This window comes from Roseateles sp., assembly GCF_049240545.1.
Taxonomy (GTDB): Bacteria; Pseudomonadota; Gammaproteobacteria; order Burkholderiales; family Burkholderiaceae_C; genus Paucibacter_A.
Map to the genome: position 1 here is coordinate 1 of NZ_JBMLSK010000248.1, position 12,913 is coordinate 12,913.

Below are 12,913 nucleotides of genomic sequence, written 5' to 3' on the forward strand. Positions count from 1 at the left end.
AGTCCACCGAGTACAGCGACTGGTCGGGGTACATCTCGCCATTGCTGTTGGCGTCGCCCGCCACTTGCCAGCCAGACAGATAAATGGCTTTCAGGCCAGCCTTGACCTGCTGCATCGCTTGGTTACCGGTCAGCGCGCCCAGCGAGTTGACGAAGGGCTCGGTGTTGACCAAGCCCCAGAGCTTTTCAGCGCCGCGCTTGGCCAGCGTGTGCTCAATGGCCAGCGAGCCGCGCAGACGCACCACATCGGCAGCGCTGTAGCCGCGGGTGATGCCCTTCCAACGGGGGTTTTCGGCCCAGTCTTTTTCGAGGGCGGCGATTTGCTGTTCACGGGTCAAGTTCGTCATGATTTGCTCCTGCTGAGACGTTGGGAAGAAAGAAAGGAAAGAAGGAAGAGAGAAGAAAAAGCGTCTTGCTTGGGACTAAATTTATTCCTCTTTCCGTCGCAGCGGAATACTTATATCTTATATAAGACTAAATTTGTTTTCCTTTAAATTCAAAGACTTGCGATTTGCATTTCTGATTATGAAAAGTGATTCATCATCATGAGAAAAAATGCGGCGGCGCAGCAACGCCTAATTTCACGATATGAAATCGTTGTTTCGCATCGTGAATTGAGCAAGCGCTAGATCCGATTGATGCGCCATGAAGCAATCCGGCCACTAGAGCGGACTGCACTTGGCAGCGAACCCGGCGCTACGCAATAGCCGCCCCACTGCCCCACGGCATCACACAAATGGCGAGAGCTACAGCCCCATGGTGTCTGGGCGTCCTCGCTATAGTGAGGAAGCACAAGCCACAGGAAGTGAAAAGAACACTATGCAAGGCCCCGAACCCAGCGCCCTCCATCCCATGCCGGGCTTTCCGCAGGTGGCGTATTTGAAGAATGCGCTAAGCCACAATCCCAACATCATCGTGGGCGACTACAGCTATTACGACGATCCGGAAGGCGTGAGCAACTTCGAGCGCAATGTGCTCTATCACTTCCCGTTTATTGGCGACAAGCTGATCATCGGCAAGTTTTGCGCCATCGCTCGCGGCGTCAAGTTCATCATGAACGGCGCCAACCACAAGACTTCAGGGTTTTCGACCTACCCCTTCTTCATCTTCGGCAATGGCTGGGAGGCCGCCGCACCGCAGCCCGGCGACCTGCCCTACAAGGGCGACACCGTGATCGGCAATGACGTCTGGATTGGCTATGACGCCTTGATCATGCCGGGCGTCAAGGTCGGCGACGGCGCCATCATCGCTTCGCGATCGGTGGTGGTCAGCGATGTGCCGGCCTATGCAGTGGTGGGAGGCAATCCGGCGCAGCTGATCAAACAGCGCTTCCCCGATGAGGTCGCGAAGCAGTTGCAGGCGCTGGCTTGGTGGGATTGGTCAGCCGAGATGATCACCGCGAATCTGCAACTGATCACCGGCGGCGACTTAGCGGCATTGCAGGCCGCAATCAAGCGTTAGATGGCGAGGCCGAGAATCGGCCTATCGCCCCCTTGCCTCGGTCAGTGCTGCCAAATCAAAGCCCGCCGACGAAGTAGCGCTTCAAGCCGGCCAGAATCATTTCTACCGCAATCGCGGTCAGCACCAGGCCCATCAGCTTTTCAATGGCCGACACCACCGAGTCACCCAGCAGTTTGCGAATCCGGTCCGCCAGCAGCAAGGTGAGGCCCGACACCAGCATGGCCGCCGTCAAAGCGCCGATCCAATCAAAGATGCGCTCGGGTTGACGTGAGGCCAGCAGCAAGACCGTGGCCATCGCCGAGGGGCCAGCCAACAAGGGCACGGCCAGAGGGAAGATGAAAGGCTCTTTGCCCGGCTCCAACCCATAGGCAGATTCACTCGAGCTGCCGAAAATCATCTTGATCGCAATGATCAGGAGAATCACGCCACCGGCCACCTCCAGCGATCGCTCAGACAGGTGCATCACCTCCAAGAACGTGCCGCCCAAGAACATGAAGGCAAAGAGCACGACAAAAGCAATGCCCACCTCGCGCGCCGCCACCCGCGTGCGCCGCTCTTTGGGCACCTCGCGCATGATGGAGATAAAGATTGGCAGACTGCCCAGCGGGTCAAGCACCAGCAAAAGCAGGATAAAGGCGGAGAGAAAGCTGTGATCCATGGGCGCGATTGTCGCTTGCTCAAGTGACTGGCGTAAATGGCGCCGCAGGAGCCTCAGCGCACCGCGTTCAGAGGCCTCTATCCGCGCGGATGATGCTGGGCATGAATGGCCTTGAGGCGCTCGCGCGCCACATGGGTGTAGATCTGCGTGGTGGACAAGTCGGCATGCCCCAGCAACAACTGCACCGCGCGCAAATCGGCGCCATGGTTGAGCAGATGGGTGGCGAAAGCGTGCCTCAAGGTGTGGGGCGACATCGGCGTTGTGATGCCGGCCTGCTGCGCGTATTTTTTCACCAGCGTCCAGAACATTTGTCGCGTCATGCCCTCGCCGCGCACGGTGACAAACAAGGCGTTGCAAGACACGCCCTTGAGCAAGGCCGATCGCGCCTCTTGCAAATAGCGCATCAGCCACAGGTGAGCTTCTTCGCCAAAAGGCACCAAGCGCTCCTTGGCGCCTTTGCCCGTGATGCGCAGCACTGCTTCCTTGAAGCCCACATGAACACTGTTCAAGGTCACCAACTCGGTGACTCGCAGTCCGCTGGCATACATCAACTCCAGCATGGCGCGGTCGCGCAGGCCCAAGGGCGTGCCAGTGTCAGGCGCGGCCAGCAAAGCCTCCACCTGAGACTGGCTGAGCAGCTTGGGCACTCGCAGCGCTTGGCGGGCATTCTGCAAACGCAGCGTCGGATCTTGGCTGATGCGCTGTTCGCGCAAGGCCCAGCGAAAGTAGCGTTTGAACACGCTCAGGCGCCGATTGGCACTGGTCGCGCGACTGCCCGCATGACGAGCGCTGGCATAAGCGAGCAAATCGAGTTCGCTACAGCCATCCAAGCTCAGGCGAGGATGGCTGGCCAGCCAGTCGGCCAACAAGCGCAGATCACGCCGGTAAGCCTCGAGTGTGTTGGCGGCCAAGCCGTCTTCCAGCCACAAGGCTTGGCCAAAGCTCTCAATCGCGGCTTGGCTTTGTAGGCTGAGCCGGCGGGCGACTTCATCCAATGCCGGCTCGGCTCCAGAAGCAGCGTCAGTCAAGCTTGAGTTTTTGCCGCTCGACAACTTTTTTGTAGACATCAAACTCGGCCTTGATCTGCGCCGTGAACTGCTCTGGGGTGTTCGCGATGACCAAAGACCCCGTGCCTTCAATGCGGGCCTTCACGTCAGGCAACTCGACCGTCTTTTTAACCGCAGCAAACACCTTGTCCACCACCTCCTTGGGCAGGTTTTTGGGGCCGTGAATGCCGTAGTACGCCATGCGATTGACCGGCTCCAGATCCAATTCCTTGAAGGTCGGCACATTCGGCAACTGGCTCAGACGCTGGGGTGCGGCCACGACGATGGGAATCAAGCGGCCGTCCTTGATGAAGGGCAGCGCCGAAGGCAGATTGTCAAAAATCATCGGCACTTGGCCGGCCACCGTGTCGTTCAGGGCAGGACCGGCGCCGCGATAGGGAATGTGGGTCAAGAAGACCCCGGTCAAGCTCTTGTACAGCTCCATCTGCAAGTGACCGATGCCCCCCGTCCCCGAGCTGGAATAGCTGTACTTGCCTGGATTCTTCTTCAACTCGGCGATAAAGCCCTTGTAATCCCGTGCCGGGAACGAAGGGTGAACCGCGATCACATTGGGCGTGGCCGCCACATTGGTGATGGCCGTGAAGTCGGTCAGCGGGTTGTAGGCAATCTTGGGGTTGATGGCGGGGTTGGCCGCCGTGGTCGAAACCGTGGCCATGCCCAGGGTATAGCCATCAGGCGTCGACTTGGCGATTTCTGTAGCGCCGACCGAACCGCCGCCACCCGCCTTGTTTTCCACCAACACCTGTTGCCCCAGTGCCAAATTCAGCTTTTCGGCCAGCACACGGGCCACGATATCGGTGGTTCCGCCGGGCGCAAAAGGCACGATCAATTTGACCGGTTTATTCGGATAGTTCTGTGCCCAGGCAGTAGGAGCAGCCAAACTGCTCAGAAACAGTGCGCTCGTGGCGCCCAACACCCAATTACGACGAATCATCTGCTTGCTCCAATTCTTGGTTTGGTGGTTCCCGTTGGCCGCGCTCAAGGGCGCCGCGGCAGAGCATGCCACAAGCTGAGCTTTCAGACGCGAAGCCCTTGGACTGCGCAGGCCCGAAGTGCGCTCGGCGCACTCACGAAACAGCGGAAGAACCCAGCTTCGCCGGGACGAGGCACACTTCGCCCATGCCCGACGTCCTCTTGCTGTTGCCCGATTTTTTGTTGATTCTTTGCGGCTTTGTGCTGTGCCGGTACAGCGCACTGAACCGGCCGGTTTGGGAGGCCGCTGAACGTTTGGTCTACTACCTGCTGTTCCCCGTCTTGCTGTTCAATTCCATCGTGCGCACGCCTTTGCACTTGGGCAGCACGGCCGAATTGGCCATTGGCGGCTTGGCGACGGTGCTCGCCGGCGTCGCCTTCGCGTATGCCCTTCGAGGACTGCCCTGGTGGCGCAGTGAGTCCCTGAGGGAAATGCACGCCTCGGGCGCTCAAGTCGCCTTTCGCTTCAGTTCTTTCATTGCCTTGGCCGTGGCCGAGCGTTTGCTGGGGGCCCAAGGCGTTGCGTGGGTGGCCTTGCTGATTGCTCTGTGTGTGCCGGTCTGCAATATCGCGGCGGTTTGGCCGCTGGCGCGGCACGGCGGTCACGGCTACTGGCGCGAGCTGGCACGCAACCCGCTGATTCTGAGCACCGTGGCCGGCCTGCTGGCCAATCTGCTGGGACTGCGCCTGCCGGAACCGGCCGCCCTCACCCTGCACAGGATCGGCCTGGCAGCGTTGCCGCTGGGCTTGATGGCGGTGGGCGCGGGTCTGCGTTTCGGCGCCTTGAAGCAAGCACCCGGCTTGGCCTGCGCCATTTTGTCGATACGCCACCTGATGCTGCCTCTGGTGGCCTTGATCATGGCCGAGGCCTTGAAGCTACAAGCCGAACAAGGCGCCATGCTCCTGATGTTTGCCGCCTTGCCAACCGCCTCAAGCGCCTATGTTCTCGCAGTGCGGATGGGCGGCAACGGGCCTTTTGTCGCGGGTCTGGTCACCCTGTCCACCCTTCTGGGCATGCTCAGCCTGCCTTTGTGGCTGATGGTTTTGAAGCACCTCTGAATCGGCAGCGTACTCAGCTTGGCTCGGCACTGGGACAGGCACTCAAGCTGGTGTTTGCGCCAAGGCCCAATGGATGTGTTCGGCCAGCAAGTCAGAGGCCTTGGGCAGTTGCTCCACCAGCGCCTGGCGCAAGGCGGCATGCTCGGCTTTGGCCAAGGCGTTGCCGCTGGCCACGGCGAGATTACGCTGCCAGCGCTGATGGCCAATTCGACGAATCGCCGATCCCTCGGTGCGCCGCAAGAAATCGGCTTCATCCCAGGTCCACAGCTGCAACAAGCTCGGAGCCTGCAACTCAGGGCGCGGGTCAAAGTCGACCACGGTGGACTTCTGAGCAAACTTGTTCCAAGGGCAGATCAGCTGGCAATCATCGCAACCATAGATGCGGTTGCCGATCAAGGGTCTCAGGTCCAGCGGTATCGGTCCCTCGTGCTCGATCGTCAAGTAGGAAACGCAGCGGCGCGCATCCACCCGCTGCGGCCCGACGATGGCCCCGGTCGGGCAGACATCGAGACAGGCCGTGCACTGGCCGCAGTGCGCGCTCACGGCTTCGCTCAAGGGCAAGGGCAAATCGACGTAGATTTCTCCAAGAAAAAACATCGAGCCGGCGTCGCGGTGCAGGGTCAAGGTGTGCTTGCCGCGCCAACCAATGCCGGATCGCGAAGCCAACTCAACCTCCAGAACCGGCGCCGAATCGGTAAAGACGCGGTAACCGACAGGGCCGACGGCTTGACTCAAACGCTCGGCCAGCTTTTGCAGCCGTGCACGCAAGACCTTGTGATAGTCGCGGCCGCGTGCGTAGATCGACAGTTGGGCGCGCTGCGGGTCGCGCAGACCTTGCCATTCGATGGCCTGCCAGTCCTCCGCACTCTGACGCGGCAAATAGTCCATGCGTGCGGTAATCACACGCAGGGTTCCCGGTACCAACTCCGCCGGCCGCGCCCGTTTCAGTCCGTGCGACTGCATATAGTGCATGCTGCCGTGGAAACCTGCGGCGAGCCAAGCCTCTAAGCCGGGCTCGGCATGGCTGAGGTCGATATCGGCCACACCAATCTGGGAGAATCCCAATTCGAGTGCCCAGACACGCAGCTGCCCCACCAGCGCCTGCATCGCCTCTGGGTTGATATTTTTGATGTCTTGTGGAGCCTGGGTCATTTGCGCATTCTAGAAACCCGCCATCTGCATTGGCCCGACGAAGCGGCCTGTGAGTCTTTTGCACAGCGCTTGGCAGCACTGCTGCAACACAGTCCTGCACCTGTCAACGCCAGCATCGAGCTGCACGGCAGCCTGGGCGCCGGCAAGACCAGCCTCACCCGCCACCTGCTGCGCGCTTTGGGTGTCACGGGGCGTATCAAGAGTCCCAGCTACGCCGTGTTGGAGAGTTATGAATTGGGTGCTGACTTCATTCAAGTCGGCGAGGTCAGCCACTTCGACTTTTATCGTTTCAATGACCCGCGCGAGTGGGAAGACGCCGGCTTTCGCGACATCTTTGCAGCCCCGGGATTGAAGCTGAGCGAATGGCCGGAGAAAGCGGCGGGCATGTTGCCCAGCGCCGATCTGCAGATCTGCCTCAGCGTACAAGGGGACGACAGCCGCTTGGTCGATCTGCACGCCGGCAGCCCATTTGGCCTGGCGCTATTGCAGGGCTTGGAGGCTTGCCAATGAAGGGCCGCCGCGAAGCCCTTGCAGCGATGGGCAGTTTGTTGCTGACCCTGCGCTTGCAGCCCGCGCAGGCCTCGGCACCGGTGTCGGCCAAGTCAAGCACGATTGTGGCGGTCCGCGTTTGGCCGGCGAGCGACTACACCCGCGTGACCCTGGAGTCGGACAAGCCGCTGGAAGCCAAGCATTTCTTGGTCGAAGGACCGGATCGCCTGGTGATTGACATTGAGGGTTTGGAGCTGAGCGCCGGATTGCGCGAACTGCTGGCCAAGGTGCGCGCCGACGACCCCTACATCGCCGGCGTTCGCGTCGGCCAAAACACGCCGCGCGTGGTGCGCCTGGTACTCGACCTCAAGCAGCCTGTGGCGCCGCAGATTTTCACCTTGGCCCCGGTGGCCGCCTACCAAAACCGTTTGGTCTTTGACCTCTACCCCAAGCAAGAACAAGACCCCTTGCTGGCCTTGATCAAGGAAAAGGAAGAGGCCGAACATGCGGCAGCGCAGTCGGTACAGGATGCGTTGGGTGAATTGATTGGCCGCGTCAGCAAGGCCCCGATCACCACGCCTGCCGTGATCGCCGCTGCCAAACCGGCGCCGAACCCCCAAACCTCCATCCCCGCGCCTGTCCTGCCCCAAACGCCAGACAAAGCCGAGGAGAAAGAACTCAATCAGGCCCGGCTTGATCGGCTGATCGTCATCGCCCTGGACCCGGGCCATGGCGGTGAGGATCCAGGGGCCATCGGCCCGACGGGGCTGAAGGAGAAGGACGTGGTGCTTTCGGTCGCGCTGAAGCTACGCGACCGGCTCAACAGCAACCCAAACATCCGCGTCATGATGACGCGCGACGCAGACTTCTTCGTACCGCTGCACGAGCGGGTCCGCAAAGCGCGTCGCGTCAAAGCCGACCTGTTTGTCTCGATTCATGCCGACGCTTTCTTCACGCCCAAGGCGCGCGGCGCCTCGGTGTTTGCGCTCAGCGACGGCGCGGCCAGCAGCGCGGCGGCTCGCTGGATCGCCAACAAAGAGAATGCCGCCGATATGGTGGGCGGCGTCAACAACACCGCGGTCAAAGACACCAGCGTGTTGAGAGCCATGTTGGACATGAGCACCACCGCCCAGATCAAGGACAGCATGAAGCTCGGCAAGGAAGTGCTGGGCCAAATGGGGCGAGTCGGGCGGCTCCACAAAAAGCAGGTGGAGCAAGCAGGATTCGCGGTCCTGAGAGCCCCCGATGTGCCGTCCATCCTGGTGGAAACCGCCTTTATCTCCAACCCGGAGGAAGAGTCGCTCCTGCGGGATCCGGAGTACCAGCAGCGTTTGGTCGAAGCCCTGGCCACCGGTATTGCGCGCTACTTTGCCAAGAACCCGCCACTGGCGCGTCACCGCGCCCTGTCTTAACTCCTGACGTTCAAGCCGAGGCCTTCGCGGCCTCGCTCTTGCGAGCCTTCCATCCGCCGTAGATGGCGATCAGCCCGGGGATGATGATCATGGCCCAGATGATCTTGCTCAAATTGGCCTGCACCCAGGGCAGATTGCCGAACCAGTAGCCGGCCAGCGTGATGCCAATCACCCAAATCAAGGCGCCGATCACGTTGTAGGCGGTGAACTTGGCGCGGTCCATGGCGGCCACACCGGCAACAAAGGGGGCGAAGGTCCGCACAAACGGCATGAAGCGGGCAATGATGATGGTCACGCCGCCGTTACGCTCGTAGAACTCATGGGCCGCGTCAAAGGCGCGGCGATTGAAAAACCGCGATTGCTCCCATTGGAAGACTTTGGGGCCCACATAGCGCCCGATCGTGTAGTTGCATTGGTCACCCAATATCGCAGCCACCAGCAAGATCCCAATCACCAAGGGCAGATTGATCAAGCCCGCGCCGCACAAGGTGCCGACCACGAAGAGCAGCGAATCCCCCGGCAAGAAGGGCATCACCACCACACCGGTTTCGACAAAGATGATCAAGAACAGCAAAGCGTAAACCCAGACGCCATAGGCTTGCACAAAGCTGGCCAGATGCTTGTCCACGTGGACGATGAAGTCGATCAAGAAGCTTATGATTTCCATGGCGGCGGATTATGGCTGCAGTTGATGACGACAGTTTTGCCCGTTTCATCGGCGGCGCGGCCGGACTTCTTACAATAGACGTATGGATGTGTCCTCCCCTGTTTCTTTGCCGCCTGCGCCGAGTGGCGCCGCGGCCCAGCCCGCCGCCCGGCGCGCGATTCGCGAACTCCCCGATGAATTGATCAGCCAGATCGCCGCCGGCGAGGTGGTGGAGCGGCCGGCGTCCGTCGTGCGCGAGCTGGTGGACAACGCGCTTGACGCCGGCGCCAGCCAGATCCAGGTCAAGCTGATGGCCGGCGGCGTGCGCGCCATCGTGGTGGAGGATGACGGCCTGGGCATTCCGATCGAAGAGTTGCCGCTGGCCTTGAAACGTCACGCCACCAGCAAGATTCGCAATCTCGACGAGTTGGAATCGGTGGCCACCATGGGTTTTCGGGGCGAGGCGCTCGCCGCCATCTCTTCGGTGGCCGAAATGGCGGTTTCCAGCCGCTTTGAGGGTGCCCCGCATGCGCACCGGCTCGACGCTCGCTCCGGCGAGTTGCAGCCGGCCGCCCGTGCGCGAGGCACCAGCGTGGAGGTGCGCGAACTCTTTTTCAGCACCCCAGCGCGGCGCAAATTCCTGAAGACCGACGCCACCGAGCTGGCGCATTGTCTGGAATCGGTGCGCCGCCATGCGCTGGCGCGCCCGGATGTGGCCTTCAGCGTCTGGCATGAGGGCAAGCTGGTCGAGCAATTGCGCGCCGGCGCGTCCGAGCAGCGCTTGAGCGATGTCTTGGGCGCCGAGTTCATGGCGGCCAGCCGGCCGGTCTACGCGGAGGCCGGGCCACTGCGCATCTATGGCCGGGCCGGCTTGCCGGAAGCGGCGCGCAGCCGCGCCGATATGCAGTACGTCTACGTCAATGGCCGTTATGTGCGTGACAAGCTGATTGCGCACGGCATCCGGTCAGCCTATGAAGATGTGTTGCACGGCAATCGCCAGCCTTGCTATGTCTTGTTCATCGAGATCGCGCCGGACCGGGTCGATGTGAATGTGCACCCGACCAAGATCGAGGTGCGCTTCCGCGATGGCCGCGAGATGCACCAGCAGGTGCGCTATGCGGTGCAAGATGCGCTGGCGGCCTCCCGTTCCAATGAAATTGCGGCGGCTGAGCCAGCGCAAGCCTCGATCAGCTCGGACACCGAATCCGCCGCAAGCGTGATCACCGGCACCCGCCCCTCGCCCGGCAATCCGCCGGTCTGGTTCAAGCCCGCAACAGCGCAAGCCGAAGAGAGCCGCGCGGCTTACAACAGCGGCGTACCCAGCTGGCGTAGCAACACCCAGAGTTCCCTTGGGCTCAGCGAGGTCGCCACGCTGTATGGCCAGACTTCAGCAACTTTGCCTCTGGCAAGACCTGACCCTGCAGCAGGTGAGGCGCCGGCACAAACATTGCCAACGCATGACTGGCCCTTGGGCCGCGCGATTGCGCAGATTCAGGGTGTGTATGTGCTGGCCGAGAACGCCCAGGGCTTGATCATTGTCGATATGCATGCCGCCCATGAACGGGTGGTCTACGAGCGGCTCAAGGCCAGCTTAGGATCCGCCAAGATCGAATCCCAGCCCTTGCTGATCCCCATCACCTTCGCTGCCACGGCCGCCGAGATTGCGGCCGCCGAAGCGCATGCCTCGACGCTGGAACGGTTGGGCATGGATGTGGCGCCGCTGTCGGCCAAGGTGCTGGCGGTGCGAGCCCGTCCGGCTTTGCTGATGGGCGGCGATGTGGTGGACTTGGTGCGCGGTGTGCTGGCCGAGTTGGGCCAGTTTGACGCCAGCCACGCGATTGAGCGCGCGCAGCACGAGATCTTGGCCACCATGGCCTGCCATGGTGCTGTGCGCGCCAATCGGCAGCTGAGCTTGGAAGAAATGAATGGGCTCTTGCGCGATATGGAGCGCACGGAAAGAGCCGATCAGTGCAATCATGGTCGCCCGACTTGGCGGCAGCTGACCATGCGTGAACTGGATGCGCTGTTTTTGCGCGGACGTTGAAGCGGGTCATTGACCCCCACTGAACGCTCGCGCTCGTTCGCCGTTAAAGCCCTGATCGGCCGCAACGGCGGCATGTTTTTGATGGACCCCCCGGAGGCAAGATGGCCACTTTGAAACTCAACAAGAAGAATGCAGGCCCACCCGGTTCCGGCAAACGCGGCCCCGACGCCGAACGTCGCGCGCCGATTCGCGGCAAGGGCGTATCGCGCCCCCGCCAAAGCCTCGAGCAAGCCAAGGCCGAACGTGAGCAGCGGCAAGCACAGTTTGAAAGCCGCCGTGGCGACGAACGTCGCTCAGGCCCGCCGGGACGTCCGGACCATCGTCCTTCAGACCGGCCCTTCCGCGGCCATGAAGGCGCAGACCGGGGCGGCCCACGCGGCGACGCCCGAGGCCCCGCACGCGGTCCAGCCCATGAAGGTCATGGTGGCCAAGCCCGCGACGGTTGGCGCAACCAGGGGCCACGCTTTGAAAGCCGTTCGGAACAAGGCTTCCGAGGCCGTGAGCAGCCGCGCTTTGAAGGGCGCAATGAGGGGCGCAATGACGACCGCTTTGAGGGTCGCCATGAAGGCCGGCCTCAGTTCCGTGACGAGGGTCGCGGCACACAGGGACGGCCCTACGAGCCCCGCGATGCGCGCGGCCCTGGCGGCTATGGCCCCCGCGGCTCGCAAGGTCAGCAAGGCCAGTATGACCAACAAGGCCCGCGTCAAGACGACAGGCGCTCCGGCTTCGGCCGCGATGCCAACCCAGGCCGAGGCTATGCCCAAGGCGGGCCGGACAGAGGCCAACGACGCCATCCCGATGACCGCTTTGCCCCGAGCGGCCCTGGCGGTGCCGGTCGTCGCGAAGACCGCTGGCAGGGCCAGCGTCCCTCCTATGCGCAAGAGCCACGCCGCGAGTCTTTCCACGACTCACGCCGTGAAGACTCGCGCGAAGGCTATCGCGGCCAGCGCCAAGACTCGCGACAAGATCCGCGCCAGGACTCGCGCCAAGATTCTCGACAAGAGCCCCGTCAAGATCAGCGCCGCGCCAGCGGTCCGCGTCCGGGCTACCCCCGTCCTTCGGCCACCGCCGAGCGCGCTGGCCAACAGCTGCCCGCGCATCTGCGCGAGGCTGCCGCTCAACTGCGGCGTCAACTCAATGACGACGAGGATGATGAAGACGGCGACGTCTACACCGATCCGAACAGCGAAGGCGTGCGCCTGTCCAAACAAATGGGCGTGCTCGGCTTGGCCTCGCGCCGCGAAGCCGATGAGTGGATTGCCGCCGGCTGGGTGCGGGTGGACGGCAAGCTGGCCGTGTTGGGCCAGCGCGTCTCACCCGATGTAAAGATCGAAATCGACCCCTTGGCCCACAAAGAGCAGGCCAAGCGCGTCACCATTCTCTTGCACAAGCCGATTGGCTATGTGTCCGGCCAAGCCGAGGATGGCTATGAGCCTGCTTCCGTCTTGATCAAGTCCGATGCGCAGTGGGGCGAAGACAGCTCGGGCATCAAGTACCACATCGGTCACTCGCGCGGCCTGGCGCCGGCCGGACGCTTGGACATCGACTCCACCGGCCTGCTGGTGCTGACCCAAGACGGTCGCATCGCCAAGCTGCTGATCGGTGAAGACTCCAGCATCGAAAAAGAATACCTGGTGCGGGTCGAGTACCACGGCCGCGACGGTGTGCGCAGCGAAGACGGACGCCTGCCCGCCGCCGATTTGGCGCTGCTGAACCATGGTTTGGAGCTGGACGGTGTTCAGCTCAAGCCGGCCAAGGTCAGCTGGCAAAACGAGGACCAGCTGCGCTTTGTGCTGCGCGAGGGTCGCAAGCGCCAGATCCGCCGCATGTGCGAGCAGGTCGGGCTCAAGGTGGTGGGGCTGAAGCGGGTGCGTATCGGCCGCATCAATCTGGGCAATCTGCCGGTCGGCCAATGGCGCTTCTTGACGCCTTGGGAGCGTTTTGACTGATGCAG

General features: G+C 62.1%; 11 protein-coding genes and 1 pseudogene. 6 read left to right on the forward strand and 6 right to left on the reverse strand.

What is annotated here, in order from left to right; translation table 11 throughout:
* Positions 1-346: pseudogene (locus ACOVRJ_RS16720) on the reverse strand (isocitrate lyase); the annotation flags it as partial.
* Between the two features lie 472 nt (positions 347-818).
* Here ACOVRJ_RS16720 and ACOVRJ_RS16725 point away from each other — a divergent pair.
* Positions 819-1,460: a Vat family streptogramin A O-acetyltransferase gene (locus ACOVRJ_RS16725; RefSeq protein WP_422044968.1), complete on the forward strand. Its 642-nt coding sequence runs from the start codon at positions 819-821 to the stop codon at positions 1,458-1,460.
* Positions 1,461-1,515: 55 nt separating this feature from the next.
* On the opposite strand, the gene ACOVRJ_RS16730 is transcribed toward ACOVRJ_RS16725, so the two are convergent.
* From ACOVRJ_RS16730 to ACOVRJ_RS16740, 3 genes are all read right to left on the reverse strand, one after another.
* Entirely contained in the window at positions 1,516-2,118 is a 603-nt protein-coding gene (locus tag ACOVRJ_RS16730; protein WP_422044969.1) for a MarC family protein, read from the reverse strand.
* Positions 2,119-2,195: 77 nt separating this feature from the next.
* Positions 2,196-3,185 carry a site-specific tyrosine recombinase XerD gene (gene xerD, locus ACOVRJ_RS16735; RefSeq protein ID WP_422044970.1) on the reverse strand — a complete coding sequence of 330 codons (990 nt, stop codon included), beginning with the start codon at positions 3,183-3,185 and terminating at the stop codon, positions 2,196-2,198.
* The gene (locus ACOVRJ_RS16740; RefSeq protein WP_422044971.1) at positions 3,139-4,119 is read right to left on the reverse strand and encodes a tripartite tricarboxylate transporter substrate binding protein BugE; all 981 of its coding nucleotides are present in this window, start codon (positions 4,117-4,119) and stop codon (positions 3,139-3,141) included. The genes xerD and ACOVRJ_RS16740 overlap by 47 nt, the downstream gene beginning before the upstream one ends.
* Positions 4,120-4,304: 185 nt before the next feature.
* Here ACOVRJ_RS16740 and ACOVRJ_RS16745 point away from each other — a divergent pair, with 185 nt between their 5' ends.
* On the forward strand, positions 4,305-5,216 hold the full coding sequence (locus ACOVRJ_RS16745) for an AEC family transporter (protein ID WP_422044972.1): 912 nt from the start codon (positions 4,305-4,307) through the stop codon (positions 5,214-5,216).
* Between the two features lie 42 nt (positions 5,217-5,258).
* On the opposite strand, the gene queG is transcribed toward ACOVRJ_RS16745, so the two are convergent.
* Positions 5,259-6,368 carry a tRNA epoxyqueuosine(34) reductase QueG gene (gene queG / locus ACOVRJ_RS16750; protein ID WP_422044973.1) on the reverse strand — a complete coding sequence of 370 codons (1,110 nt, stop codon included), beginning with the start codon at positions 6,366-6,368 and terminating at the stop codon, positions 5,259-5,261.
* Here queG and tsaE point away from each other — a divergent pair, their 5' ends adjacent.
* Both tsaE and ACOVRJ_RS16760 read left to right on the forward strand, forming a co-directional pair.
* The gene (gene tsaE, locus ACOVRJ_RS16755) at positions 6,369-6,878 is read left to right on the forward strand and encodes a tRNA (adenosine(37)-N6)-threonylcarbamoyltransferase complex ATPase subunit type 1 TsaE (RefSeq protein WP_422044974.1); all 510 of its coding nucleotides are present in this window, start codon (positions 6,369-6,371) and stop codon (positions 6,876-6,878) included.
* A complete protein-coding gene (locus ACOVRJ_RS16760) occupies positions 6,875-8,269 on the forward strand; it encodes an N-acetylmuramoyl-L-alanine amidase (protein ID WP_422044975.1) in 1,395 nt (464 codons plus the stop codon). The genes tsaE and ACOVRJ_RS16760 overlap by 4 nt, the downstream gene beginning before the upstream one ends.
* 10 nt (positions 8,270-8,279) lie before the next feature.
* Here ACOVRJ_RS16760 and ACOVRJ_RS16765 read toward each other — a convergent pair whose 3' ends face one another.
* A complete protein-coding gene (locus tag ACOVRJ_RS16765; protein WP_422044976.1) occupies positions 8,280-8,936 on the reverse strand; it encodes a DedA family protein in 657 nt (218 codons plus the stop codon).
* 82 nt (positions 8,937-9,018) lie between these two features.
* On the opposite strand from ACOVRJ_RS16765, the gene mutL reads away from it, so the two are divergent.
* Together mutL and ACOVRJ_RS16775 are read left to right on the forward strand one after the other, a co-directional pair.
* Positions 9,019-10,959, forward strand: coding sequence for a DNA mismatch repair endonuclease MutL (mutL, locus tag ACOVRJ_RS16770; protein ID WP_422044977.1), 1,941 nt, complete (start codon positions 9,019-9,021; stop codon positions 10,957-10,959).
* A 101-nt stretch (positions 10,960-11,060) separates the two neighbouring features.
* Positions 11,061-12,908 (forward strand): pseudouridine synthase, encoded by a 1,848-nt coding sequence (locus ACOVRJ_RS16775; RefSeq protein ID WP_422044978.1) that lies wholly within the window; start codon positions 11,061-11,063, stop codon positions 12,906-12,908.
* The last annotated feature ends 5 nt before the right edge of the window (positions 12,909-12,913 follow it).